The 25,575-nt window shown below is 43.3% G+C and carries 20 protein-coding genes and 4 pseudogenes; 11 read left to right on the forward strand and 13 right to left on the reverse strand.

All coding sequences use genetic code 11. The features are described from left to right. Positions 1-90: 90 nt before the first annotated feature. The 4 genes and pseudogenes from AB6D93_RS15035 to AB6D93_RS15050 form a co-directional block, all read left to right on the forward strand. Positions 91-360 (forward strand): annotated as a pseudogene (locus AB6D93_RS15035) (lipase); the annotation flags it as partial. Beyond that, a pseudogene (locus AB6D93_RS15040) lies at positions 350-1,542 on the forward strand (outer membrane protein transport protein). The pseudogenes AB6D93_RS15035 and AB6D93_RS15040, both read left to right, overlap by 11 nt. Before the next feature lie 194 nt (positions 1,543-1,736). Next, on the forward strand, positions 1,737-3,044 hold the full coding sequence (locus AB6D93_RS15045; RefSeq protein WP_102333514.1) for an efflux RND transporter periplasmic adaptor subunit: 1,308 nt from the start codon (positions 1,737-1,739) through the stop codon (positions 3,042-3,044). Continuing rightward, complete coding sequence (locus AB6D93_RS15050) at positions 3,031-6,108, forward strand: efflux RND transporter permease subunit (protein WP_102333513.1); 3,078 nt, start codon at positions 3,031-3,033, stop codon at positions 6,106-6,108. The genes AB6D93_RS15045 and AB6D93_RS15050 overlap by 14 nt, the downstream gene beginning before the upstream one ends. Before the next feature lie 88 nt (positions 6,109-6,196). Here AB6D93_RS15050 and AB6D93_RS15055 read toward each other — a convergent pair. The 5 genes and pseudogenes from AB6D93_RS15055 to AB6D93_RS15075 all read right to left on the reverse strand — a co-directional run bounded on the left by AB6D93_RS15055 (position 6,197) and on the right by AB6D93_RS15075 (position 11,587). Then, positions 6,197-6,948, reverse strand: a pseudogene (locus tag AB6D93_RS15055) (DUF481 domain-containing protein). Positions 6,949-7,139: 191 nt separating this feature from the next. Next, positions 7,140-8,036 (reverse strand): hypothetical protein, encoded by an 897-nt coding sequence (locus AB6D93_RS15060; RefSeq protein ID WP_065584767.1) that lies wholly within the window; start codon positions 8,034-8,036, stop codon positions 7,140-7,142. Between the two features lie 275 nt (positions 8,037-8,311). Beyond that, complete coding sequence (locus tag AB6D93_RS15065; protein ID WP_065584768.1) at positions 8,312-8,602, reverse strand: putative quinol monooxygenase; 291 nt, start codon at positions 8,600-8,602, stop codon at positions 8,312-8,314. A 192-nt stretch (positions 8,603-8,794) separates the two neighbouring features. Next, entirely contained in the window at positions 8,795-10,165 is a 1,371-nt protein-coding gene (locus AB6D93_RS15070; RefSeq protein ID WP_065584769.1) for an endonuclease/exonuclease/phosphatase family protein, read from the reverse strand. Between the two features lie 279 nt (positions 10,166-10,444). Further along, positions 10,445-11,587, reverse strand: a complete 1,143-nt coding sequence (locus AB6D93_RS15075; protein ID WP_017062601.1) for a fatty acid desaturase — start codon at positions 11,585-11,587, stop codon at positions 10,445-10,447. Positions 11,588-11,753: 166 nt separating this feature from the next. Here AB6D93_RS15075 and AB6D93_RS15080 point away from each other — a divergent pair, with 166 nt between their 5' ends. Then, complete coding sequence (locus tag AB6D93_RS15080; RefSeq protein WP_017062600.1) at positions 11,754-12,299, forward strand: N-acetyltransferase; 546 nt, start codon at positions 11,754-11,756, stop codon at positions 12,297-12,299. A 169-nt stretch (positions 12,300-12,468) separates the two neighbouring features. Here the strand turns inward: AB6D93_RS15080 and AB6D93_RS15085 are convergent, their stop codons facing one another. The 3 genes from AB6D93_RS15085 to AB6D93_RS15095 all read right to left on the reverse strand — a co-directional run bounded on the left by AB6D93_RS15085 (position 12,469) and on the right by AB6D93_RS15095 (position 16,616). After that, positions 12,469-13,494 (reverse strand): GGDEF domain-containing protein, encoded by a 1,026-nt coding sequence (locus AB6D93_RS15085; RefSeq protein ID WP_065584644.1) that lies wholly within the window; start codon positions 13,492-13,494, stop codon positions 12,469-12,471. Between the two features lie 282 nt (positions 13,495-13,776). Beyond that, the gene (ylqF, locus tag AB6D93_RS15090) at positions 13,777-14,721 is read right to left on the reverse strand and encodes a ribosome biogenesis GTPase YlqF (RefSeq protein WP_086714176.1); all 945 of its coding nucleotides are present in this window, start codon (positions 14,719-14,721) and stop codon (positions 13,777-13,779) included. Between the two features lie 896 nt (positions 14,722-15,617). Further along, complete coding sequence (locus tag AB6D93_RS15095; protein WP_133154074.1) at positions 15,618-16,616, reverse strand: hypothetical protein; 999 nt, start codon at positions 16,614-16,616, stop codon at positions 15,618-15,620. Between the two features lie 393 nt (positions 16,617-17,009). Between AB6D93_RS15095 and AB6D93_RS15100 the strand changes: the two genes are divergently transcribed. After that, positions 17,010-17,666, forward strand: coding sequence for an inovirus Gp2 family protein (locus AB6D93_RS15100; RefSeq protein WP_086714178.1), 657 nt, complete (start codon positions 17,010-17,012; stop codon positions 17,664-17,666). 37 nt (positions 17,667-17,703) lie between these two features. Here AB6D93_RS15100 and AB6D93_RS15105 read toward each other — a convergent pair whose 3' ends face one another. From AB6D93_RS15105 to radC, 5 genes are all read right to left on the reverse strand, one after another. Continuing rightward, positions 17,704-18,204: a lecithin retinol acyltransferase family protein gene (locus AB6D93_RS15105; RefSeq protein ID WP_102333512.1), complete on the reverse strand. Its 501-nt coding sequence runs from the start codon at positions 18,202-18,204 to the stop codon at positions 17,704-17,706. A gap of 102 nt (positions 18,205-18,306) precedes the next feature. Further along, on the reverse strand, positions 18,307-18,867 hold the full coding sequence (locus AB6D93_RS15110) for a tyrosine-type recombinase/integrase (protein WP_102333511.1): 561 nt from the start codon (positions 18,865-18,867) through the stop codon (positions 18,307-18,309). Positions 18,868-19,078: 211 nt separating this feature from the next. Further along, on the reverse strand, positions 19,079-19,507 hold the full coding sequence (locus tag AB6D93_RS15115; protein WP_017102422.1) for a DUF2787 family protein: 429 nt from the start codon (positions 19,505-19,507) through the stop codon (positions 19,079-19,081). A gap of 26 nt (positions 19,508-19,533) precedes the next feature. Beyond that, positions 19,534-19,959 carry a DUF2787 family protein gene (locus AB6D93_RS15120; RefSeq protein ID WP_102333510.1) on the reverse strand — a complete coding sequence of 142 codons (426 nt, stop codon included), beginning with the start codon at positions 19,957-19,959 and terminating at the stop codon, positions 19,534-19,536. After that, positions 19,956-20,432 carry a DNA repair protein RadC gene (gene radC, locus AB6D93_RS15125; RefSeq protein WP_102333509.1) on the reverse strand — a complete coding sequence of 159 codons (477 nt, stop codon included), beginning with the start codon at positions 20,430-20,432 and terminating at the stop codon, positions 19,956-19,958. Before radC ends, AB6D93_RS15120 begins: the two co-directional genes overlap by 4 nt. A gap of 219 nt (positions 20,433-20,651) precedes the next feature. Here radC and AB6D93_RS15130 point away from each other — a divergent pair, with 219 nt between their 5' ends. The 5 genes and pseudogenes from AB6D93_RS15130 (at position 20,652) to AB6D93_RS15150 (ending at position 25,503) form a co-directional block, all read left to right on the forward strand. Further along, entirely contained in the window at positions 20,652-21,089 is a 438-nt protein-coding gene (locus tag AB6D93_RS15130; RefSeq protein WP_102333508.1) for an RNase H family protein, read from the forward strand. Positions 21,090-21,207: 118 nt separating this feature from the next. Next, positions 21,208-21,414 (forward strand): AlpA family transcriptional regulator, encoded by a 207-nt coding sequence (locus tag AB6D93_RS15135; RefSeq protein WP_102304078.1) that lies wholly within the window; start codon positions 21,208-21,210, stop codon positions 21,412-21,414. Positions 21,415-21,566: 152 nt separating this feature from the next. Next, a pseudogene (locus AB6D93_RS15140) lies at positions 21,567-21,752 on the forward strand (DUF2913 family protein); the annotation flags it as partial. Between the two features lie 324 nt (positions 21,753-22,076). Beyond that, positions 22,077-23,993, forward strand: a complete 1,917-nt coding sequence (locus tag AB6D93_RS15145) for a TonB-dependent siderophore receptor (protein WP_016787628.1) — start codon at positions 22,077-22,079, stop codon at positions 23,991-23,993. A 4-nt stretch (positions 23,994-23,997) separates the two neighbouring features. After that, positions 23,998-25,503: an AbgT family transporter gene (locus AB6D93_RS15150; RefSeq protein WP_102333507.1), complete on the forward strand. Its 1,506-nt coding sequence runs from the start codon at positions 23,998-24,000 to the stop codon at positions 25,501-25,503. The last annotated feature ends 72 nt before the right edge of the window (positions 25,504-25,575 follow it).

The raw sequence follows: 25,575 nt of genomic DNA on the forward strand, positions 1-25,575 counted from the left end.
GCCTTACCCATGTTGTCACCGCTCTAACCATCATAAAGGATCAGATCGCAGGACTCGAAAAAGGTTCAATTGATTTAGGCAACAACGCCCCCAATAACGGGTACAAAGCGTGATCAGATCGAACTCGGTGGAGTCATAAGAACGACAACCGGTGGACATGGTACGTACTTATTCCCGTATGAAGGCCCCGTTGATGAAAATGGCCTACCGGGTATGCCAGGCGGAAATATGTCAGATGTACGTGAAGCCGTGACAACCCAACAGTTAGCTGTTGCTTCGATGGTGATGACTGACGGTTCGCTTGTTGTCATTAATAACGAAGATCATATCGAAACAGAGGTGCCTCAAAATGAAGAATAAACTTTTTTGGGCACTGCAGTTGCTCTTGTTCCTTGCCTGATTAACGCGGCCGGTTTTCAACTTAACGCACAGTCCGTAACAGGGTTAGGTCGTGCATTCGCGGGTGATGCTGTTATGGCCGATAGTGCGGCAATTGTGGCTAAGAACAGCGCTGCGATGGCTTACATCGAGCAACCAACACTTTCTGTAGGTGCTATCTATGTCGATAGTGGTATTGATGTGTCTAATGTTAGCTACACGCCAATGATTGGTGATACTGAAATGTTGGATGACCAATCATTAGACGCAGGGACATTAGTTCCAAACATTCATTATGTTCATTCTATCGAAGATTCGAAGTTCACATTAGGTGTAACGGTTCACTCCAATCTCGGTACTGACGTTGAATTTGATAACTCGTTCGAAGCTGATGAGTTTGGAGGAAAAACGGCGCTTTCCAGTATCAATGTGGGTTTCGCTGTGGCTTACGAGTTGTCTAAAAAAATCAATTTGGGCATAGGGCTAGATGTTATTTACGGTGAGGGCGAAATATACCGCCAAAACTTGTTAAACGTAGATGCAGACGGTTTCGTTTTGGGGGCTAACGTTGGTGCGACTTACCAAGTCAATGAACATAACAAGTTTGGTATTAGTTACCGTTACAGCCCAGATATCGAAGTGGAAGGTGACATTACCAAAGGCGGCGTTCCTGCCGACAAGATGAACGTACCTCTACCAGACACTCTAGAGTTTTCCGGTTGGCACCAGCTCAACGAACAGTGGGCTTTCCATTACAGCTTGCAGTGGGTGAACTGGTCTGAATTTGACTCGCTAACATCTGACTCTTATGACGACTCTATTAAAGAGTATCAATGGAAAGATGCAGGACATGTTTCTGTCGGTGGTACGTACACCATGTCAAAAGAGGTCGTTCTAAGAGCGGGTTACATGTACGACATTTCCCCGACTGACGAACTCACATCGCTCTCTATTCCTGATGTTAACCGTCACTGGCTCACGGTCGGAGGGACATATAACTTCACCAATGCCAGTTCTGTGGACGTTGGAGTCGGATTTATCATCGGAGAATCACAAGATATTGACGAAAACCTGACGACGATTCCAGGAACGAGTTCCAATATAACTGCTGATGTGACTGCCGATGCTCTTTTGCTTGGTGTTCAATATCAGCATCGTTTTTAACTTTTACTTTGGAGTTCAGAACGTAAAAATTTAGGAATCATATAAAAATTGCAGGGCTCGACAGTGAGTTGAGCCCTTTTCTCATTATTAGCTGTTTTAGCATTATTTAAATAGCTGGAAGCTCATTAAGTAAGAAATAGCTGCTTAGAAAAACGTTTTAATTCAGACGAATTCAACGGTTATGGTTATTAAAAATGAAATTTACAAAGCTTAGCAAAACAATCTGTTTGGCACTGTTTGCCTTACATATCTCTCCATCGTTTGCCCAAGATTCAAACTTGATTCCTGTGACTATCGAAAAAGCGCACAAACAAGCATTCACATCTTCAATCAACGAGGTTGGCAAAATCAGGGCAACGGATTCTGCTGCATTGACATTCAGTGCCTCCGACAAAATTCTCAACATCCATTTCAAAGATGGAGATTCAGTTAAAAAAGGCGAGTTGATCGCTCAATTGGACAATACCAAAGCGAAAGCCGATCTAGACAAAGCAAGAAGCTCTCTAGCGTTAGCAAAGTCGAAATTAAAGCGAGTACAAGAATTACTAAAGAAACAGCCCGACTCTATGTCTCAACAAGATGTGGAAGAACTGGGAGAGCAGGCGAATTTAGCAGCAGCGGATTACCGACAGAAAGAAGCGCTGATGAATGACTATTTATTGGTAGCGCCATTTGATGGGCAGTTAACTAATTTTACCCACTCAGTGGGCAGTAAGATTGATGGCGCAACCGCGTTGGTGAGTTTGATTAAACTCGATCCTGTCGAAGTTCAGTATTCGATTGGACAATCGGATTTAGGCAACGCAAAACTTGGGCAGAATGTCTCTATCCAAGTTGATGCTTTTGTCGATGAAGCGTTTTCTGGTGTGGTGGATTACATTGCGCCCGCGGTTGATGAGAGTTCAGGTCGCGTAGAAGTACACGCGCACGTGACCAATCCAGATCATCGCTTAGTTCCGGGCATGTTTGCCAAAGTAAGCCAAATGACGAGCGAAGACACGACTCAAATGGTGGTTTCCCAAAATTCCGTTCAAGCAAAAAATGCACAACGTTTTGTATGGATTGTGAATGGCGAAAAAATCGAGCAACGCATTGTTGAATTAGGCGTGAACACTAACGATGGGTACGTCGTTGTAGAAAGCGGGTTGAAACTGGGTGATCAGGTCGTAGTGACGGGACAACAGAACCTAAAGAAAGCGTCTCTAGTTAAGGTAATGAACCCTAATGCGGAGCAGAAAACGGTTGAGTTAATAACGGAGCCGGTAGATAAAGTGGTCACTAAGCAGACCGTTCAGCACGAGGTAGAAAAGACCGAAACACAGATTGATGAAGCACATCCGGTTGAGCCTTCGGTTGATTGGACGGAAGCAACAAAAGGTGTAGATGAAGCGATCAATGAAAATAGCGAGCAAGCAGAGACTAGCGCGACTGTTGAGCCGTTATCGAGCGAAACCCACAGCAAGGAAGCCGTAACAAAGGAGAATCTGAATGAAGCTTCCTGAGATTTGTATCAAGCACCCTGTGTTTGCGTCTGTTCTGAGTATCACCATTGTTTTGCTTGGACTTTTGTCGTTTCAAAAGCTCTCAATCCAATACTTTCCTGAACATAAAACACCTTCAGCAACGGTCACTGCTGCGATCAATGGTGCCAGTGCTGAGTTCATGTCGCGCAATGTGGCAGATAAACTGATCACGGCGGCAACGGGCTTAGACAGCGTGAAAACCATGACGACCGACTGTCAGGAAGGAACGTGTAATCTAAAAATCATCTTTGAAGATGACATTAATGACGTCGAATACACGAGCTTGATGAACAATCTGCGTAGCAGTGTTGAAGCGATTGGTGATTTCCCTCCTAGTATGACGGATAAGCCAACGGTAACGGATGACTCTTCTGATACCAGCATGCCGAGTAACATCATCACGTTTGTGAATACCGGCAAGATGTCTAAGCAAGACATGTATGACTACATTAGCCAGCAAGTCGTGCCCCAGTTTAAGCACATACAAGGTGTGGGTGGGATTTGGGGGCCGTATGGTGGCAGTGAAAAAGCGGTTCGTGTGTGGTTACAACCAGATCGAATGATGGCGCTCAATATGAGTGCATCCGATGTGGTTGGAACATTAAGCTCATACAATGCGACATTTACCGCGGGTACTATCAAAGGTCAGGTGCGAGATTTCTCCATTAACCCAGTCAACCAAGTGACCAGTGTTGATGATGTGCGAGATTTGGTGGTTCGTGTCGATAACGGCAAAATCATTCGTATTGGCGATATTGCTGAAGTAAAAATGGGTGAGGAGAGCCTTACACCGAGTATTCTTCGTGTTGACGACAACTTAGCTATGTCGATTCAGGTACTGCCACTGAAAAGTGAAAACCCAGTGACGGTTGCCAATAAGGTTAAGAAGCAAATAGACGTGATTCAACCTCAGTTGCCTGAAGGCATTGAGATGAAGATGGTCTACAACCAAGCTGATTTTATTAAAACTGCAATTGACGAAGGCTTCATGACTTTAGTTGAAGCGATTGTTCTGGTTTCAGCCGTTGTCGTGTTGTTCCTTGGTTCAGTTCGTGTGGCGTCTATTCCTATTATCACCATTCCTGTGTGCGTAATAGGCGTATTTGCCGTCATGCATTTACTTGGATTTAGCATCAACGTACTGACGATTCTCGCTATCATTCTCGCCATTGGTTTGGTGGTTGATGATGCGATTGTTGTGGCTGAAAACTGCTACCGTCATATCGAAGAGGGTGAAACGCCGTTCAATGCTGCAATTAAAGGGTGTCGAGAGATCGTATTTCCAGTGATTGCGATGACGCTGACTTTGGCCGTTGTTTACTTACCAATTGGCTTGATGGCAGGCCTAACCGCCGATCTATTCAGGCAGTTCGCGTTCACGCTTGCAGCAGCGGTGATCATCTCTGGGTTTGTGGCGTTAACGCTCTCACCAATGATGAGTGCTTACTTAATGAAGCCAGTATCAACCCCGGCGAAGTGGTATCAAAAAGTTGATGCGAAACTGAATGTGTTATCGGATTTATACACGAAAGAGTTAGGCAAATGGTTTGATCGTAAGGCTCTGATGAGTGGTATTGCTTTAGTGCTGATCGCTTTATCGGCCTTAGCGGTTTGGACAATGCCTCAAGTGTTGCTTCCAACGGAAGATACTGGTTTTGTTGAGGTCACTTCAACGCCTCCTACAGGAGTCGGACGTCAGTATCACCTAGACAACAACGAGCAACTCAACAGTGTGTTCAAAGGTGATAATTCAGTAGAAGCGAATTTATCTTACATCGAAGGGACTCCGACCAATCACGTTTTATTGAAATCATGGGGCGAGCGTGACCAGTCAGCTGATGAGTTGGTGAACGAGTTTATCGCTAAAGCGCAAAGTTCGGTCTCTGCTTATGGCATGTCTTTCAAGGTTCGCTCGGCTGATAACTTGAACATTGCCACTAATATGATCCTAGAGTTAACGACGGTTAACCGTGATACCACCGTATTGTCGGAAACGGCGAATGAGGTGGTGGAGGCGCTTGAGAGTTATGAGGGCGTGACCAACATTAAAAATTCGATGTTGCGTGACCAATTGCGTTATGACTTGTCGATTGACCGCAATGCTATCGTATTGTCTGGTGTGGATTACAGTAATGTCACCAATGCGCTATCTACTTTCTTAGGATCAGTGAAAGCGGCAGATCTACAAGCGGATGATGGCTATACGTACCCAATTCAAGTTCAAGTAAATCTTAGTGATCTTGGCGATTTCAAGGTGCTCGATAAGCTGTACGTGGATTCACAGTCGGGTCAAAGGCTTCCTTTATCTCAGTTTGTATCAATCAAGCAAGTGACATCGGAATCTAATTTCAAGACGTTCATGGGTAAAGACAGTGCTGAAATCACCGCGGACTTGATGCCCGGATATACGGCGAGCGACGTGAAGGCATACATTGATGACACGGTACCAAGTCTGTTGAAACCTGCTCAGAGCTACGAGTTCAATGGCGTAGTTAAAGACCTGGTTGATTCAACCGCGGGCGCACAAGTGCTGTTCGTATTGGCGTTGATTTTCATCTTCTTGATCTTGGCGGCGCAGTTTGAAAGCTTTGTTGACCCAATGATCATCTTGCTAACGGTTCCATTGTGTATTGTGGGCGCGATTTTGACGCTTTCGGTATTTGGTCAAAGCCTCAATATTTACTCGAAGATAGGATTGCTGACACTGGTTGGTCTCGTGACCAAACACGGTATTTTGCTGGTGGAGTTTGCCAACGAGAAACGCAAATCTGGCGCGAGTGCGAAAGAAGCGGCGATCAGCAGTGCACGTTCAAGGTTACGTCCAATCTTGATGACCTCACTGACGATGATCCTCGGTTCATTGCCATTGGCACTGGCGGATGGCCCGGGTTCCTTAGGTCGAATCAATATTGGTTTGGTTCTGGTCGGTGGCTTGTCTGTCGGAACTTTTTTCTCATTGTTCTTAGTGCCAGTCGCGTATGTCGGTATGGCGAACCTAAAGCAAATGGATTTGTTGACTCGATTGAGAACGAAACCAGCGTAGCGAGATGTTTTAGGTTTAGCTAGATACTTCAAGGCCCTCATTGTGAGGGCCTTTTGCTGTTGTGGGCTAGATTAAGTGAGGAGAGCGGTTAGAAGTCGTAGTTTAGATTCATTGAGCTGTAGATTTCGGCGTTACTTTGGTCTGATGCGACAGTGGTGTTGTAGATGTATTCGGTATCAAAAGTCAGCGCCAAATTGCCCATCAATATGTTCTTTAGATAGCCTTTGAGGTTGTAATTGGTGTTCTCTTCACCGTAAGCCATGTTAGCCGTTGCCCACATAGAAAACGTTTCTGTGATCGTCAGAGAGCCATCAACACTGGCATTCACGATTAGTTCATAGTTCTCTTTGTTCGGGAACTCTTCATCGGAGGATTGCCGTTGACTGATTCGGTAACCCGGACCAGCAGAGCCTTGAAGTTTGATTCTTTCAGTATCATAAAAGTGGCGACCCAATCCTGTAGCCGTTATAAATTGCTTACGATAAGTACCAAAGTGGTCGTGTTCAAAACGTGTTGTTGCGACCAAATAGGTGACTTCGTTCAAGTCATAGCTGATGCCATAGTTGGTGGTATAGCGATTGGTGCCGTCTTCATCGTTTTCAGCATCGGTATAGTAGGTATCAAACTGAACTCGTTGGCCCCAGTTCTCTTTTTGTATCCAACAGAGATTCCAGAGTTGATCGACAAAGATGAACTGGTGTTTTGCGAGTAGATAAACCCGAGCTTGGTCAGGGGCGTAAAAGGGGATTCTTCAGTTTCTTCTTATACCTCAGAAGCTTCGCTTAATACAACGTCGTCCTCGAGTACTACTTCTTCAACCTCTTCTCCAAATACGGGCATAGAGAACGCGATGAGAAATAGAGGCAGCTTTGCTAGGGAGCGTGTGTATAAAACTGTGTTTGTTAATGGGCGCGTTGTTTGCGAGATAGCGTGTGTCGACATAATGGTTTGGTATATAAAATGATAGAACACGACGAACGCAAGGTTAGTCGTGAAGAGTCGCCAATGATTGAATCGAAAAAGCTAGTGAGTTACGACGCCATAGGTAAAGGCGAAAAAATCGTTTTTATCGCTGAGAACCCGCTACCTCGATGAGGATTGAAATCTTCAATGTGGACAAAGAATTCAAGTATCTCAGAAGGTTTATCGTCTTCGATTAATAAGAACTCGAGTAGCCCTTGTTCGACATGCCATGAAACTATGGTCTCGCTTGATTGATCTGCTGAAATCTGTTCAACATTGATCACAACGCTCGTCTCGGGTAAGACATTGAAAGCATCTTGCGCACATTTGAGAATACAGCTGGAGACATACTCTCGATATAAAGCATTGCTTTCAGAAAGAGACATCGTTTCAAGCTTCACTTCACCTTGGCACATTACCTTTTTTTCTTTAGGGATCACGTTGTGCTTATTAACCTGAATATTGATTTCTAGCAGGTGACCATTCTTATAAGTATTGAAGTTATGGTTAATCAGCTTAGTGTCGGCTACCGCGGCGTTAATAGAGTTCTGCTGAGCTTCGGAAAGGGCAGAAAGCTTTGCTTCGCTATCGTTGTTTAAAATACCTTTCGATAATTGATTGCCCTTGGCCCAGTAGCTGTAGCTTTGAACCCAATGCACAAACTCTGTCTTGTATTGCTCGATGTCCTGTTCGGCGGCACGCTCAATATTGTTGGTGAGGGTGTACAATTTCGACTTGTTGCCTAGCAGCATATCTAGCCAGCTAGGCTTGTACTCATCGAGTGCTTCCATGGCTTTGACTTTATGATCGAATCGAACTGTTGGCATTACCGGAGCAGGCTCCATCGCAATCGACTCCCAATTCATTTTTGGGGCCGGAATGGTATGCACGGATTGGATTAAGTATAGGTGCTGATTGAATAAGTTCACTTCACTTACAGCGTCCTCAAGTTGTTTGGTATTCATCTACATTCCTGTCGACTGTTGTTCTTGTAATTTGGCGCTTAGTTTATGGTCAAAGCGCGCGAACAGTATTTAAATGAATGTGAATGATCTTTCGTGAGGTTACTTGATATTGGTTTAGGAATATTTCGACTGTGGAGAGATTAGCTTCTGTTTATGAGGGAGGAAGCGGCACATCGAGCCTGGCACAAAATGAACTCGAAACAACATGACAGGCAAGAAAAGCGAAACCCTGCGTTGAAAGCAGGGTTTTTATTGAATCAGTACTGAGTGACTGGTTAGGCAATGTGCGTCATTTTGTTAATCACAAAGGTTTCAATACAGTTTTCAGTCGCAGCCATGTACTCGGCGATGTGTTGGCTCGCTAAGTGTTTCTCTAGATGAGCTTCAGAATCCCAGTTCTCATGAAAAACGAAGTGAGCAGGGTTACTGTTATCTTGATGGAGGTCGTAGTTGATACAGCCTTCTTCGGAGCGGGTTTTATCGATCAATTTAATCATCTCTGATTTAACTAGCTCAGTTTTATCTTCTTTAGAGACGATCGTTGCAATAATGGTTAGCTTAGTCATTGTGAATTCCTAGGGCAATAAATCTCTGGGTCCGGGTAATATAAGTATCTATAAACCAAAGAAAAAGATACGATCTATCCAATGACTATGGCTGTTTGTGTCCATAATTCTCTTTGTAATCGCGAGATTTTTAATGAATTACGCTCATAAGAAAGCCCGACACTAAGCCGGGCATTTTAAAAAGTGAATGAATTAGTTACTGAAATCAGCCTTTACCCAGATCATGCGGTGGTCAGATGAAACATCTTTACCGTTACCATAATCACCAATTCGTGAGTCATTGAATAGCTTGCGTCCTTCTTCATAAGAAGCGGCCCAGTAAACACCAGAATCAACGATGTTAAGTGTTGCTGAAGGCAGTGCGTAATCTACAGCAAGTCCAAATGTTGAAGTGATACGGTTCGGTTGTGGGTGAGACGATGATTTATCTACCGCATGTTCAGCTGCGCCATAACTTGTTGGATACAAGCTGCCATTGGTGACGTCTTGGTTAACTAACGAGTCGTTATGCAAATCTTGCATTACAGAGCTAATGCCGTCGCCATCAACAGGATCTAGGTTTTGGTCACCCATCATAACAAAGTGCTTGCCTTGCTCTAGGCCACCTGTTTTTCCAGTGTCATCATAGATGAACGACTTGTTTTGGATGTATTGGTGCCAGAAGTCGACTTCCGCTGCGTTTTGCTCAATGTTCTTACCCACATCAAAAGCTGGAGGAGTAGGGTGTGACATCAACAAGTGAACGGTTTCTGTCCCGTTTTTAGTTGGAATTAGGATCGGCGCGTCAACGTGGTTTTTTGACGATAGACGAACTTCTTCCCATTCAGCTGCTGTGTACCACTCGTCGCCACAGTTCATGCCGACAGGGAACTTACTAGGATCATCACAAACTGTGATTGTTGGGATGGTTGCACCTTCAAGATCTTTCCATTTAAATTCTTGGAATGTGCGAGTGTTGGCCGTGTCTATCTCATATTTAGACATTAGAGCAAACGCATACTGACCATGGTAGAAACCGAAGCCCCACGCATCACCGGGAAGTGTTCCAAAATTACCGTCATTGTCTAAATCAAAACCAAATTCGTTCAACAAACCTGTATTGGTCGAGTAGCTTTCAAAATATGGATATGAAATTGGTTCTAGGTTCGCGTCGCCACCTGCACCTTCGATACTTTGAGCAACAGAAAGGTAGTTCTTCTGGAAGCCTTCGAGCGCTGATTTGTCGGTACCAGTACCATTATTGTTAAATTCAGCCATCATCAGCACATCAGGTCGATTCTTTTGAATCACGGCAGCGACGTTGCGGATCTGGATAACCTTGGCAGCTGTTACTTTGTCAGCGTCATCAATCGTGTTATCCAAATAGTCGGTTACTAGTTTTGTTTGAGCGCTTGGTTCAATCTGCATTTCTGTTACAAGGTCTTCGAAGGTGGCACGATCAAAAGACAAGTTATAAGTCGCGATCTTTACTTCTTCAGGTTGAACGTAATCTGTGTCACTGCTGCAACCAATCAAAAGTGCAGAAGAGATGGCGAAAGCGATAGATGTTTTTAACAATTTCATAAAGTGGGTCCGCTAAATGCTGAAAGAAATTTGGGACGCGCATGTTATGAGATGGATATCATTCTGTAAGTGATTCTTGTCACAGGCAAGGCTCTGAAGTGATATCTTGTTGCATTGAAAATGTGACATTTGGAACTAGTGTCTGTAATTAGAATAAAGACTTAAAATTCATAAATTTAATTAGAACTGTGAATTAAAAAAGCCCTCATAGCAATATGAGGGCTTTTGAATAAGAATCAAACTGTGTTGTTACTGGGGTGTTAAGCGTACTGTTTTAGCTTAAGCGTATTGCTCAACCGTCATTGCCCAATTTTTCTTCTGTTGTTCGAAATTCATTTTGATTTGCTGATAACGAACCTTAAGAACAGAGTGTTCGTACTTCTTCACAACGTCTTCGCGCTTGCTTTCAAGTAGCTGTTTTTTAACTTCGTAATATTCGTTCATGTTTGATACTAGAGCATCAAACTCTTGTTGAAGCTTCTCTGCGATTTGTTGCTTGTCGGCACGATGCATGATTTTTTGCTGGGTGCGTTTAAGTAACATTGACGCTTCAGCTTTCTCAATACGAGCTTGAGGGGTTTTCTTAAGCTTACTTGCCAGTCCCATCAACGAAGCACTCTTAATCAACCATTTTGTTGGATCGTATTGCCACCAGTAGATGCCGTTACGGTAGTCGTTCTCAAAGATGTGGTGGAAGTTGTGGTAGCCTTCGCCGAAAGTGAGTACTGCTAACACACCGTTATCACGCGCTGTGTTTTTGTCAGTAAAAGGTTGGCTACCCCAGATGTGAGCAAGAGAGTTAATAAAGAATGTTGTGTGGTGGTTAAGTACCAAACGAACTGCACCTACGATTAACAACATGCCAATCACGTCACCGTAAATCACGCCTAAAGCGATAGGAACACCGAAATTCATTAGTAATGCTAACAGAACATAGTGCTTGTGCTGCCACATAACAATCTTATCTTTTTTAAGGTCACGGCAGTTTTCGTAGTTTTCGTACATTGAGGTGCTGTAATTACGAATCATCCAGCCAATGTGTGAGTACCAAAATCCACGTTTTGCAGAGTATGGGTCTTTGTCGTTGTTATCGACATGCTTGTGGTGAACACGGTGATCAGAAGACCAGTGTAGCGCGCTGTTCTGCAGGGCAAATGCACCACCTAATGCAAACAGGAATCTTAGGCTTGAATGCGCTTCAAACGCTTTATGTGACCATAAGCGGTGATAACCTGTCGTGATTGAAAGGTTACAGAACGTAAAGCAGATTGCTAGCCATATCCAGTGCTCCATGCCATAGCCAAAAAAGTAGCCATAAACGGGAGCCGCTACAACAGCAAGCAGCATACTAAAAGAGAACACAAAAATATTGAGCCAGATTAATGGCGGCTTTTTTGTAGATTGTTTGTCGGCACTATTCATTAGCAAATTTCCATTGGGCTTACATCTGTGCGCTAGAATATCAGCGTACACGTGTAAGTCAATATTGAAAGTGTAAACGTGTATTAGTATGTTTTGCTTAAATATTGTATAAAGGTAGTGTGAAATGTAGTAGCAAGTCATAAATGGAAGTACTAAGGGCTAATAAATGGAAATTAAGGTAGCTGAATATAAAGATTATGAGCGGATTGCCCAATTACACGCGGATAGCTGGAAGCTATATTACCGTGGCATTCTTGCTGATGATTACCTAGAACATGATGTTTTGGAGGACAGATCTGTTATTTGGCAGACTCGTTTGATTAATCCTCCTTTCAACCAACATGTTTTATTGCTTGAGGAAGGCGGTTTACTGGTTGGTTTTGTCTGCGCGTTCGGTAATCACAACTTTGAGCGTGGTACGTTCATCGATGCGTTACATGTAGATAATAATTATCGTGGACGAGGTGTAGGCAAGCGTCTGTTGTCTGAATTGTCGAAGTGGTTGCAGCAATACTATTCGGACTCAGGGCTTTACCTAGAGGTGATGTCTGAGAACCACCAAGCGATTGCTTTTTATCAGGCGATTGGTGGCAAAGAAGAACTAGAGCAAGTTTGGAACGCACCATGTGGCAGCCAAGTGAATGAAAAAGTGATTTCTTGGAGCTCTCCCGTTGAACTTGAACAGAAAACAGCGAGCGTTGTGTATTCTTAGTCGATTCTTGTTGAATACTGTTTTTTTGCTGAGTAGCAGGTTCTTAACGAAGCTATTTTAAAGCAGAAGAACAAAGACAAAAGCCCCGAGTATTAAGTTGCTCGGGGCTTTTTTGATTGAATTAGTGGTCGTTTTAATGATTCGCAAAGATGCGTGAAATATTGGGCGATTAATCACACCATGTGATCTTATTCCTACCGCCTTTTTTCGAAATGTAGAGTGCTTGGTCAGCGTCGTCGATAAGCTGCTCGACAGAACCAAGGGCTTGAGGGGCATGTTTCACACCGATTGAAATTGTTACTTCTAATCTAAGGCGAGTAGGGGATTCTAAAAGGGCATTAACCAGCGATTCAATTGAAGCCTCGGTTTCTCCTTGGACCAGCACCAAAAACTCTTCACCGCCGTATCGAAAGCAGTTACTGCTAGTCGGTAGTCGTTTTTGAATCTCATCGGCCAGTTCTTTAATCACCATGTCACCCATTTGATGGCCGTAGGTGTCGTTAATCGATTTGAAATGATCAATATCTATCATGAGCGATGTAATGGATCGCTGACGGTCTATGCTCGGTTCTATCACCTGATGAAGATAAAGGCGGTTGTAGCAGCCCGTTAGTGCGTCTTGATAGGAAAGGGCCTCGAACATATTAGATTGCTTGCGAAGCTGAATCGCTTGTTTGCGGAGTTGCTCGGATTGAGCGAAACGTTTGTGTACTTCCAGGTCACGTCTAACACAGGCCGCTGAGATTAGGATGTAAGCCGAGATATAAACGGAAATTGTTTCTATTTCATGCTCTGGCTCCGCTTCATAAAGCAGTGGCGCAAGGCCGATGAGATAAGCCAAAAAGATAAACGACAGCGTAGATATACTGTATCTGGCTGACAATCTTGAAAACGTACCAATGTAGATCATCACTAAAATGATGCCACCTTGGTAATCGAAGTTGTTCAGCTCGATGGCTAGTCGACCGATATAGACCAAGAAAAGTGAGCTAATTACAAGGAAGGCACTTTCTACGAGTTCCAAAACGTTGGGTTTGTTTGTAATACAGTATCTGGCGGCGGCCATCATCAATAAAAAAAGTATGACTCGGAAAATGATAGGCGTAATGCACTCGCTACCAAAGTGGATGTAGTCGGTGACGATAAAAGCACAGAATATTGAGATAGGGATGTAGATGAAATTTATGTACGGCAAATAAATTTCATTATCGAAATAGGTTTTAAATCTTTGATTCTTGAACCCAGAATAAGAGCGCATTGAGAAATTAGCCGAGATTGATACACAATAATTTGCGTAGTATGTCACAGTCTTTGGGATTGTAAACGACCATTTCTATAGATTTGTCAGTATGTTAGCTAGATCAACAAACGGTAGCGGGCAATATTCACGCTCTATTATCGATAGAGCGTGAATATCTAGAGGCTGGTGTAAGAGTGGTAAACAGAAATTAAAGCAGATTATAAAAACTAATCGCGATTAACGCTTGTTCTTCAGGTAACGCTTACGACGCTCTTCTTTTTTCTTAATCTGTTGTTCCGCTTTCAGCGCAGCCGCTTCTTCAACTTCGATCAGCTCTTGTGTGATCATTTCTGGCAACTCAAGCGTTACCTTACCTAAAGTGCCATTACGCAATTCGTGAAGCAGGATTTCTGAACATTTGTGAATGTCGATATGACCACCGGCACGAAGTGCACCACGCTTACGGCCAATCGCTTCCATCAGTTCGATGTCAGACTCAGGCAGCTCTTCAATTTGGTAGCGCTCTTGCAAAAGGTTAGGGTACTGTTTTGCTAGGTACTCTACTGTGTAAAATGCCACTTCATCGTATTCCATTGCTGTATCTTTTACAGCACCTGTTGCAGCCAAGCGGAAGCCACTGTGTGGGTTTTCTACTTTAGGCCAAAGGATTCCTGGAGTATCTGAAAGGATCACGCCATTTTGCAGATTGATACGTTGTTGGCGACGAGTTACCGCAGGTTGGTTACCAGTAACCGCAATCGTACGTCCAGCCAAGCAGTTGATGATGGTCGATTTACCCACGTTCGGGATGCCCATGATCATTGTACGAATGTTTTTGCCCATCTGTTCACGGTGCGGTGCCAGTTTACGTACCAGCTCCATAACGTGGTTAACTTCTTCTTTTACGCTAGTCGTAATCGCAATCGCTTTAACGCCTTGCTCCTTCTCGAAGTGCTCAATCCAACGTTGAGTCAGTTCAGGATCTGCAAGGTCACGCTTGTTCAGCACTTTTACACAAGGCTTATCGCCGCGCAGTGAAGAGATCATTGGGTTTTCACTACTGAACGGGATACGAGCGTCCAGTACTTCGATGATCACATCAACTTGTGGGATAACTTCTTCGATTTCTTTGCGGGCTTTATGCATGTGACCCGGAAACCATTGGATTTTACTTGCAACCATATGAAAAATATACCTTTTGTTTTTATGGTAAATCTGATGGGGTATCAGGTGGGGTACCAAAAGAAAAAATCAGATAGTGGGGGGACTAGAAGTATTTTTACGACCACCTTAAGCCCCATCAACATTGTTGTGATCATTTTAACACTTTAACTGTTTGGACGAAAATCATAGTCAATTTAATAAATTTCACTTAGGTAGGTGGAAGCTGTCTGCGAAATACATCATTCTACTTGAACGGGTTCAGCTCATCAGATTGTTGGTTGGGCGTAACTGGAGTCCAGACTAAATTTTAGGAGTTTTAACGGGTGTAGGAATACCCAGGAGGCATGTGCTGATTTATTGATATATAGCTGAAGAGAAGGCTAATAAAGATAAGCTCTGCCGACACTTTAGGCAAGGACATAAAGAGTATCGCAAAGGTAAAAGGATTAAAGTTGTAGCTATTATGAGGGTACTGTAAATTAGATAAAGGCGTCGCAGAGAGACAACCTTGAATATACTGATGCCTTACAAAAGGCATGAAGGCACGGTTTACAGCCGACAATGATCGTTATTTTAAGAATCTCGAAGCGATTGGCAAAACATTAGATGCTTAATTGCAGGCCGAAGAAGTGTCTCGAGTTTTTGGCAATGAGCCTTCATGTTCAGAGAAATATGCGTGGTTACTTAAATGGTGAAGTTTCGCTTTTGGACTTGAATTCGGTTTTTTAACGTATAACTATGGGCACCAGATGGACGAAAATAAAGAAAAGCCCTATAAATAGGGCCTTATTGAAGGTTGTGAATTGAGGCTGAAAGCAGTTAGTATTCTGATTTTCAGTGTTGACTTTTTTGTTATTTAAAAAAAGGTTTGATTTTTTGTTAACGAGAGTGTCGCATTGCAACCACAACTTGTGCTATTTCAGTTGCTCAAAGCGCATATCAATGAGATTTTTTATGATTTCATTGATGCTACTGTCTTCTTGTTCGACCAACCACATCAATCGCTTTTTCGTCCTGTCTGTCATCGATACGCTATAGGGCCTCTTACCATTACATTTATCTCGAAACTTTTTTTGACTCCATGCGCGCTTCATTTTACCAATCAAGAGTGATTTACGATCTGGCTTATCGTGAAGCATATCGAAAATCGCAACAATAGCGGCTCTTTTGTCTTGTTCGCTTGAAACGCTCCAGACTTTTGACTGAAGTCTGTAACCTGTATCTTTTATATACTTCCATGACCAATTGCTTTGAGCTGTTTGGTTTTCTTCAAGCCAGGCTGACATTCTCGTATCTTCCAGAATGGACTCCCAAGTGTTTAGCAGTGTTTGAATAACTTTACGCTGCTGTGATAGTTCTAGTTCGGAACTCCGAAAGCTATCAATGATATTGCTTTTCCTTGCAGTGAAATTATTACTCATTGGCTTAAAAGCGTCATGTGATAATCCATCAAAGTTTCTGCCAATATCAAGATCGAGGCCAAAGTCATGTAGTTTTATTTTGTTGGAGTTACCTCTTCTAAGCTGATCTCGAAACTTAATTCTGTCAAATATCTTGCTTTGTTCCCTCAGATAACACCATACCCAGTTACAGAAACGTTCATCTGAGTTATGGAGCCATAAAAAATCCTCACCAGATAGTTGACAGTTTTGAAAATCAGTCTTCATTTTCTTAATGTGATTACTGTTAATTTTCCCATTTTTTTCTAGGTAGGATAATTCCTGTCTAAGAGCATTCAAACATTCTTGAACGCTACTGAAACCTTCCACCGATTGAAAAGTATCCTGATTAAGGGCTTGATTTAGGTAGTTGATATAGAAGCTGCATTCGCGGAAGGAATAAGCATTAAATGGTTCTTTAGGTACGTGAAAAGCCATAGTTGATATGCCTCTGTCGTTAAGTTCAGTATCCAATATATATCATTAATTATAATTACTGTGTAGTAATTTTAGTGATATATATGTGATTTTTTGGTGGTTATTATGTGGTTTTAGTGTGAGTTATTAGTGAGGTTATTCTGCATTTTATTGTGGCAATTCATTGGTATTGTTGCTCTGAACGGTGAGCGGAACTAGGCTAGATGTACATAACTTCTGAGTGGATTACAGGACACCCGTATTACGTGCAGCATTGTCCTATAAGGTTTGTGACCAAGTAGCTGAAGAGCAGGAGTGTCGGTATGACTATTATCTGATAGTAAGGTGGGTAACTATAAGCGTTACACCTACCCTAAGTAGGTGATAGAGATAAGGTAAAAAATAAGATGAGTGGGGATACCTGTAGATAAACAACACAGGAACTAACTCATGAAAGAATCAACTTACCATGGACTAACTATTCAAGGTTCGCAGGAAGAAAATAACATGCTCTATCTCGATAGATTGCTTACTACAATGAACAGTGCGCTTGAAGAATACACGCGAGTGTACGCTATTCGAATTGATCTCAGATTGCCAGTCGATGATAGTTTCTTTGATTGTCTTAGCCGAGATGAAATTGTTAGTTATAACCTTAGACGAACAAACTTGATGAAACGCTTTACAGAGTCTTTAAGCGCCAGAATTGAAGCTCAGGCGCGAAAGATACGTGGAGAGCGAAAAAGAGTACATTCCTGTAATGTCAGGTATGCTTGGGTAAGAGAGCGTGATACATCATGTAACGATCATTACCATTTAGTTCTGTTTCTCAATAAAGAGCGCTTTTGCAAGGCAGGTGACTACTCAGGGCAAGATAGCTTAGCCGCTTTAGTGATAAAATCCTGGGCGAGTGCGCTTGGCTGTGCAGCCGAAGATGTTTGTCGTTTGGTCTACTTCCCGAGAAATCATGGTTATCACCTGGATTCAAACCACAAAGATTTTTCTTATTGGTACAGTAAGCTGTTTTATCGAATTAGCTATCTAGCAAAGAAGAGAACTAAGCGCTATGGCGAGGGGCATCGTTGCTTTGGCTGTAGCACTAGGTAACCTCGACTAAGAGATTAAAAAAGGGGAGAGAATCCCCTTATCCTTTGTGACGATCCCTCAAGTCCCACACGCGCCATTGACTCGCTTGAATGTGCAAAAGAGCGTCACGTTTAAGCTGAGTCAAGGTGAAGGTATTTGAGAAGATGTCACCACTTAGGCAGTGGCTACAGAACTGATGGCAGTTTTCATTTAACAGGGAATAGTCTGTTTGTACATCAAGCATAGCGCCTGCTATTTGAACAGTAGACTCATTGCCAACGGCTCTACCTTGGGCGTTGCAACTGACGTAAATTGAAAGGGCTGTGGTATCTGCTAGAAACTGACGAATTGATGCAGCTTCGATAAGGCCTTTGCCATTACGATGGATGATACGTCCATTTCCCATGTACACACCTGAATGCTCAGCATATCCAAATGCGAGATCGCAATACACAATGCTCCCCCTTACTGGACCGTCGGTTTTCCAGAATAAATTTTGGATTAAACTTTTCGATAAGCTGCCTACAACAAAGCTCCCTATTGCGTGATATGGATTCATGTTATTTACCTCTCAAATGTGATGATAACGAAACTCAAAAGGGCTCTGAGCTTAATGTTAATAAGGGATTAGCGGTCCCGCCCCCTGAGTAAATGATTAGGTTTAAAGTTCAAGAGAAACAAAGTCTTTATCGACTTCATCTTGAGTGATTCCTATATAGCGAAGTGTGACTCCCTCAGATGTGTGACGAAGCATTTTCATGACACGTCCTATATCTTTTGTGGATTGATAGAGAAAGTAACCTCGCGTCTTTCTCATCGAGTGAGTACCTAAAGCGATATTCAGTTCTTGGCCTACTTGCTGAAACGCCATTGACACGGCGCGTCGTGAGATTGGCTGGGGTGGTTTGTTTTTCAACTGTTGGCATCGGTGGGATTGAAACAAATAGATGTGGTCGGGATGTTGCTCTCTCAACCTAGCAATATGCTGCTGCGCTTTGGTATTGAGTTGAATGTTGGCGAGCTTTCCGGTTTTACTCTCTCGAATAATGACTCGGTCGCCATGAATGTCTTCAAAGCGAATCGACAACAAATCAGAAATCCTCAGTGCTAGGTTTAATCCGATATGCCATACATCGGCCATTTGTGGATGACAACGAATACTCAATAAGTGACCAACCATACGTATGGTGTCATCGTCTTTAATTGCTTGGACTTCAGCCATAGTCTGCTTCCTTTTTTGTCTGTAGAAGGGTGTTTTGGGAAGCACAGAGCAGACGATATTAAAGAACCCTTATACAGCAAGGGATGGAAGCTTCCCGTTTTAACAATATGGGAAGCAGCCTCGTTTTGGCTCTGTGCTGGTGGTTGTGCTGAATGTTTGTGATATGAAGTGGAGCGGGACGGTTAGTGGATAGGGTTGCTACGAGTGATGATTAACTGTACTCAACCTGAACTTGGTCGTAGGCGTTCATTTCTACATAAGCTAGAAAGTTACACTCCCACATTTCATATAGCTCGGTTGTTTCTTGCAGGTACATACCAAGCCATCCGCTGAAACGAGCGAAAGCGACGTTGTTAGCAAAATCAAAAGCCAAGTCAGGAACGAGCTCTGGTGTACCGGTTCCCACATAAACAAGGTCAGTGATTTCAATAAGAGCGATATGGCTATCTTTGATATCTACCGTAATAGATACAGGGTGAAAGCCGCCGTCCTTCGGGTGGTAATTGGTATCTTGAAAACAGATGGTCATTTTTCCTCGGTAATTAACATCATCAATAGATCGTTTGATTAAGTCTTTCAGTTGATGTGAAGGCTTAGCTCGCTTGCACGCGAACATAGCCAGATTGGCTGCTTGATTCATAGGAACCTCTTTGAAATAAGTTAGGATTAACGAACGGATATGATGTTGATTGAGATAGCCGGTTGCGTGATGAGAGTGTGAGTGATGGCTTTAAGCCAGCTAGCAAGTAAGGTTTGAACTTCTGGCCGTTGTAAGTTGCACTGCTTAATCTCTGGGTGGTAGAACCAACACCCTGCGAAGTTGAAATACAGCGATAACTCTTTTTGTGGCTTACCAGTAACCATCACATCAAAGGTGGCAATAAAGCGAAGTTGCCAAGGTGTTTTGCTTGATGTTCGCTCTAATTGAATTTCGATTGGTTGAAAGCGACTATTTATATCTTTAGAGCGTATGTTTAACGCTACCCGCTCGACTGTATTGGGGATGACGTTTTCAGACATAAGTGCTTCAAGAAAACAATGCATGGGACTAACGAGTTCATCATTTACCCCAGAGATAGAAAACTTATTCATATCCACCCCTTTTCTGCAAATGACACATAATCCTCACCCACAACGATGTGGTCCAACACTCGGATATCCACCAGCTTGAGAGCATCTACTAAACGCTGTGTAATGCGTCTATCTGCTTGAGAGGGCTCAGCAATACCTGAAGGATGGTTATGAGCAAAAACGACGGCAGCAGCGTTATGGTTTAGTGCTGCTTTGAGTACTTCGCGTGGGTAAATAGAGGCAGCATCAATGGTGCCAAAGAACAACTCTTCAAAACTGATCAATTGATGTTGGTTATCAAGAAACATCACCGCAAACACTTCTCGGTCATGAGCTCCTAATTTGAGTTTTAAGTACTCTTTGACATTAGTTGGGTTAGTGAACGTGCCTTCACGTTTGTATTTTGCAGCCAGTGCGTCGGCTGCACGTTCTAGCAGTTCATTTAACTCTGAAGTTTTAAATGGGTAATCGTGTTGGTTGTTGGCGTTACGCATAAGAGCTCCTTGGGTTATCTGTTTGGTTATGCGTACTGATGAAATATATCTGAGAGCATTTTGAATCGGGGTGTGAAGGAGAGTATTTCCAGAGACAGGTAAAAAATAACTCTCTTGCCGTTGTTATGTAGCAATCGCAATAGAGCGACGAATGAACAATCAACACAATTAGCTGGTGCAAAGGATGTATCGGCTTTTCAGTCTCTGGAGAGTATAAAAATGAAAAAAGAAATTTATGTAGAAGCAGCCATCGTAGAGAAGCGAAGAGGACGACTCTCTGCTGGGGTAGGGCTGGTTGTATTCGATGACTATGAAAGAATAGCGGATGAAGACTGGCTGCTCCTTGATAGCATCACAGACCGTAATTACGCAGACTTATCAGCACTTGCTTTGGGGTTGGAGCGTGCTTGTGATGGCGATATTATTTATTTAAGCAGTGACTATTGCGTTGATGGTTTTAATGACTGGCTTGATGGTTGGAAACGTCGAAATTGGCGTAAAGCAAATAAAAAGCCGATAGCTCATCAAGACCTTTGGGAGCTAGTGTATAAACGAAGTACAGATAAGCAAGTTGAGGTAAGAAAAGTCGCTGCTTGCTCCGCAGGAAAAGATGCCGCTTATAGATACGCTCTTGCAGCTGCGAATCGTCAATTGTAATGATAAGGAATCACTTGCTGACATAGCCAGCAGGTGTTTTTTGTTGTTACTGGGTTTGAAGTTGGCATTGAACACCACAAGGTACAAAACGGTATTTTTCTACGTGCCAGGTAATCACATGGGAACCAATAACATAGGAGGACGTCCCATGAGATTTCTAAAGCTAAAAGAAGTAATGCAAAAGACCGCCCTTAGCCGTTCAGCGATTTACCGAAAAATGAATGAAGATCAATTTCCTCAGTCTATCAGTCTGGGGGGGAGGGCAGTAGCTTGGGTTGAAAGTGAAGTTGATGCGTGGATGGAGGAGTGTCTAGCTTTAAGGTAATTCAATGCCGCTTTGTTTTTAAGGTAGCCGTCACACTCTATCAGTCTTTTGTCATTTTTCAGGCAGTCCCTAAAGTCTATGATAATCAAGGCAAACCAGTAACGGAACAAGTGTCCCATCAGCCCTTGAACTTGACGTGAATCACCTTACCAATGCCTGAATGTTCATATCATCAACTACTGAAAGTTACTTTCGAAAATACCCTTCTCCACCTTTACTTTAAAGTGGAGGCTTCTCGTGGTTTTGTCAAAGAAGAGCAACGAAATAAGATCATCATTAACTTCTTAAAGCCAAAGGTTAAACAAGCTAGGTATAGTGCGATTAAAAAGAGATTGAAGCTCGATAATCCTGAAGGCTTATCTGCTTGGGAGCAATTTTACGCACTAGCAACCTAATTGCATCTGAAAACCAGTACATTTGTTTGCGGAACAACCCTTTAAGCCATACATTCAAAGTATGGCAATACGGCATCACACACTTATCAATCAAAAAACAATTAAACATCATTTTAAACTATCAATAAGTCTGAATTATTATCCAAAAATATATTAAATTTCAATAGAATATAATCAAAAGAACTTTATGGTGAGTGGTATTGTCAATGAGATTTATTTTCATTATATTCTAGGCCAGTCCTCATTTAAAAACCATGAAGTCATTACATGTTAAAACTCAAATCAAGTCATGCTGTACCGTGTCTGTTTAGCCTGACCTTTATACCCGTTTCTTTTGTTATGGCGGAATCGGCAATTGATGAAACCGTGGTTGTCACCGCAAACGCTGGCCAAAACACAAGTCTACTAGAAGCCCCTGCAACCTTGACCGTGATAGACGTTCAAGAGCAGAGTAAATATCAGATGACAGGGGACGTAGGCGATCTGCTTATTGACGCACCAGGCGTTAGCGTGTCGACCCAAGCAAATGGCTCTCGTGGTGTGCGAATTCGTGGTTTAAGTAGTGACTACACGCAAGTGTTATTGAACAGCCGTCGATCTTATACCCGAGAAGCATTATGGCGTGGTAGCGACAATGCATTGAGCCTAACGCCAAGTATTGCTATCGATAATATCGAAGTGATTCGTGGCCCAATGTCCACTCTATATGGTGCCGATACCATGGGCGGTGTGGTCAATGTCATCACTCGTCAGCACAGTGGTACCGCAGAGGGTGCGATAAGCGTTGAAGGGCAATACAACCAAGGTGACAAGGGTGGTAGTGGACAAATTTATGGTCTGTATTTTTCAACCCCTATTACCGATGCTTTGGGTTATACCGTATATGGTAACTATTTAGACACCGACGAATCTTTTTATTCCGAACAGTCGAGCTTCACTAAACGTCGTGCGCAAGAAAATTACAATTTAGTGAACTCTTTTGATTATGCGCTGAACGACCAACACACGATTGACTTGGAAGTCCAACTGTCGAATGAGGATCAATCGGGGACGGCAATGTATCGTGGCCGCTCGTATGAACAAGAGCGTCAACTCCAAAGTTACACGTTAGGGTATGATTACCAATCGTATCTTGTGAGTGTCGATGCCCACCTCTACTACAGTGACTTTGATGTTAAATACGACACCCCAAGTTCAGACATCACCGAACAAAACTATGGCGGTGATGTACAAGCCGTTTTCTTTGTCGATGATCATACCGTGACAGTGGGAGCCGAGGCTCGCAATGCCGAAATCGAAAACGTCGGCATTACAGGAGGCTCTACCGATAGAACCAGTACTGCTGTTTATCTTGAAACCAACTTAGCCGTTGCCGATTCGACCATACTGACACTCGGTGGACGTTTTGATCATGACTCCCTGTTTGACAGTGAATTTACTTATCGTGGATACATCACACAAGGTTTAACCGACAACTGGAGCTTAAAAGCCGGAGCTGGAACCGCATTCAAAGCACCGACCATGGCACAGATCTCACCGTCTTATACCGCGCCAGCCAGCGGCCCAGCTTGCCCTGATAGACCCGCGGCTTGTAACGTCTATGGCAACCAAGATCTCAAAGCAGAAACCGGCACCTTCAGTGAAATTGGCGCCTACTATGCCAACGAAGCCACCTCTGCTAACGCCACCGTATTCTATAACCGCGTTGACGACATTATTCAGCAAGTTGAAAGATCCAATGGGAGCGACGGCTACTATACGTTTATCAATGTGGATAAAGCGACGCTCAAAGGCTTAGAGTTGTATGCCGAACACCAGTTCAAGCACGTTGGATTTGACGCTTCATATACTTACCTTGATGCGACAGACGACACAAGCGGCGAACGCCTTGTCGGCACCTCTGAACATGAAGCTTCAGTAAAAGCCAATTGGTATGTCACTTACGATACCGATCTGTTTGCAAGAGCCCATTACCGCAGTGAAGTACGTGGTGAGCTCGGTAACAATGATGTCTCTGACCCATACACAACCTTTGATATTGGCATGCGTCATACCCTAATGGAGGAACTGGAGCTGAAACTCGGTGTCAACAACGTGATGGATGAAGATGTATCAAGCCCTGAGACTTATACTGAAGTCATTCAAGGCCGAACGTATTACGCTGGCTTGAATTACGCTTTCTAACCTGATGCCAAATACGTTTTTTGATAAGTTAGAGCGATGGGGAAATAAACTTCCCCATCCTGTCTTCTTGTTTCTATGGTTGTCGTTGATAATCATAGTAACCTCATTCTTCACGTCCAACGCCCAAGTCTCTTACACACTGCCCGGTGGAAACATTGAACACGTCAACAACCTGTTGTCTTTAGAGGCGATAAGAACTTGGCTCGGTGGCAGCGTCAAAGAGTTCATCAGCTTCCCACCATTAGGCGTCGTCATTATTGCCACCATTGGAATTGGCTTGGCGGACTCTTCTGGCCTCATCAGTTACTCCGTTCAGCGGTTAGTCAGTAAAACCGGCAAGTGGCAGCTGACAGTAAGCATCATGATCTTGGGCATTTTATCGAATGTCGTCGGTTCTGTAGGCTATATTGTACTCATCCCCTTGGCTTGTCGAGCATACCAAGCCGCCAATCGCCCGCCGCTTGCTGGGCTTGCCACCGCATTTGCGGGGGTAGCAGGGGGAACTCACGCCACCGTATTCTTAACCACTTATGACGTTGTGATTGCAGGCATCACGACCTCTGCTGCTCAACTGATTGATCCGACTATTATCGTCAGCCCTCTGGCTAACTATTTTTTTATGAGTGCCAGCGTATTCGCTCTCGTTTTAGTAGGCTCGTTTGTTTCGATTAATATCGTTGAAAAGCGTCAAAGTCGATTCGCATGCCATTATGCTACGCCTGAACAAAGGTTCACTGACAGCTATGATTTCGATAACAACAAAGCTGCCAATAATGACAAAGCCATGTGGGCCGCAGCCGTTGTATTCGTCATGGTTGCCGTGTTTGTTGTACTTTCAACCGTCCTACCCAACGGCTGGCTAGCCCCATACGAAGGCCAACCTTTAGGACGCAGCGAAGTGATGCGTGGACTACCTATTATTATTGCCGTTACATTTGGTTTAAGTGGATTAGCCTATGGCTACCTCTCTGGAAGCTTCAAGTGCGAGCGCGATCTGCTGAATGCTTGTCAAAAAAGCATGAGCCAACTTGGAGTGTTTTTACTGATCATCTTTGTTGCGTCGCAGATGATCTACCTCTTCAAGCTCAGCCAGTTGTCGGGTGTATTAGCCATGTCGATGAGTAGCTTAGTGACAGAGGTACAACTACATCCAGCAATAATTCTCTTATTGGTCGTTATTTTGTGTGCCTTTCTGAATATCTTTATGGGATCTCCGATTGTTCAATGGAGCATGATAGCGCCCGTATTGATCCCTTCATTGTTCTATGTCGGCATTCCACTAGAAGTGACACAGGCGGCGTTTCGGATTGGAGACTCAGTCACCAACATTATTAGCCCACTGTTTGGCTATCTCGGGTTAATTTTAGCGGCCGCACAAGATTACGATAAGGAGGCTAAATTAGGTACCCTGATGTCATTAATGTTGCCTTTTAGCTTGGCGTTTTTGTTGGTGTGGACGACCTTACTACTAGTTTGGGTATACGTATTGCAGTGGCCGATGGGGTTATAGACTTGACTAATTCTGTGTAAATCCATTGTTATATTGATGTGGGTGATGTGGATTGTAATAACCAACTGGAAA

Origin of the sequence: Vibrio sp. 10N.247.310.23 (assembly GCF_041467155.1) — a bacterium.
In the GTDB taxonomy this organism is placed as follows: domain Bacteria; phylum Pseudomonadota; class Gammaproteobacteria; order Enterobacterales; family Vibrionaceae; genus Vibrio; species Vibrio crassostreae_C.

What these genes read in the sequence shown, in the direction of transcription:
- AB6D93_RS15045 (WP_102333514.1), top strand. Translation starts at nt 1,737, where the DNA reads ATGAAATTTACAAAGCTTAGCAAAACAATCTGTTTGGCACTGTTTGCC.
- AB6D93_RS15050 (WP_102333513.1), top strand. Translation starts at nt 3,031, where the DNA reads ATGAAGCTTCCTGAGATTTGTATCAAGCACCCTGTGTTTGCGTCTGTT.
- AB6D93_RS15060 (WP_065584767.1), bottom strand. Translation starts at nt 8,036, where the DNA reads ATGAATACCAAACAACTTGAGGACGCTGTAAGTGAAGTGAACTTATTC.
- AB6D93_RS15065 (WP_065584768.1), bottom strand. Translation starts at nt 8,602, where the DNA reads ATGACTAAGCTAACCATTATTGCAACGATCGTCTCTAAAGAAGATAAA.
- AB6D93_RS15070 (WP_065584769.1), bottom strand. Translation starts at nt 10,165, where the DNA reads ATGAAATTGTTAAAAACATCTATCGCTTTCGCCATCTCTTCTGCACTT.
- AB6D93_RS15075 (WP_017062601.1), bottom strand. Translation starts at nt 11,587, where the DNA reads ATGAATAGTGCCGACAAACAATCTACAAAAAAGCCGCCATTAATCTGG.
- AB6D93_RS15080 (WP_017062600.1), top strand. Translation starts at nt 11,754, where the DNA reads ATGGAAATTAAGGTAGCTGAATATAAAGATTATGAGCGGATTGCCCAA.
- ylqF (WP_086714176.1), bottom strand. Translation starts at nt 14,721, where the DNA reads ATGGTTGCAAGTAAAATCCAATGGTTTCCGGGTCACATGCATAAAGCC.
- AB6D93_RS15100 (WP_086714178.1), top strand. Translation starts at nt 17,010, where the DNA reads ATGAAAGAATCAACTTACCATGGACTAACTATTCAAGGTTCGCAGGAA.
- AB6D93_RS15105 (WP_102333512.1), bottom strand. Translation starts at nt 18,204, where the DNA reads ATGAATCCATATCACGCAATAGGGAGCTTTGTTGTAGGCAGCTTATCG.
- AB6D93_RS15110 (WP_102333511.1), bottom strand. Translation starts at nt 18,867, where the DNA reads ATGGCTGAAGTCCAAGCAATTAAAGACGATGACACCATACGTATGGTT.
- AB6D93_RS15115 (WP_017102422.1), bottom strand. Translation starts at nt 19,507, where the DNA reads ATGAATCAAGCAGCCAATCTGGCTATGTTCGCGTGCAAGCGAGCTAAG.
- AB6D93_RS15120 (WP_102333510.1), bottom strand. Translation starts at nt 19,959, where the DNA reads ATGAATAAGTTTTCTATCTCTGGGGTAAATGATGAACTCGTTAGTCCC.
- radC (WP_102333509.1), bottom strand. Translation starts at nt 20,432, where the DNA reads ATGCGTAACGCCAACAACCAACACGATTACCCATTTAAAACTTCAGAG.
- AB6D93_RS15130 (WP_102333508.1), top strand. Translation starts at nt 20,652, where the DNA reads ATGAAAAAAGAAATTTATGTAGAAGCAGCCATCGTAGAGAAGCGAAGA.
- AB6D93_RS15135 (WP_102304078.1), top strand. Translation starts at nt 21,208, where the DNA reads ATGGGAACCAATAACATAGGAGGACGTCCCATGAGATTTCTAAAGCTA.
- AB6D93_RS15145 (WP_016787628.1), top strand. Translation starts at nt 22,077, where the DNA reads ATGTTAAAACTCAAATCAAGTCATGCTGTACCGTGTCTGTTTAGCCTG.
- AB6D93_RS15150 (WP_102333507.1), top strand. Translation starts at nt 23,998, where the DNA reads ATGCCAAATACGTTTTTTGATAAGTTAGAGCGATGGGGAAATAAACTT.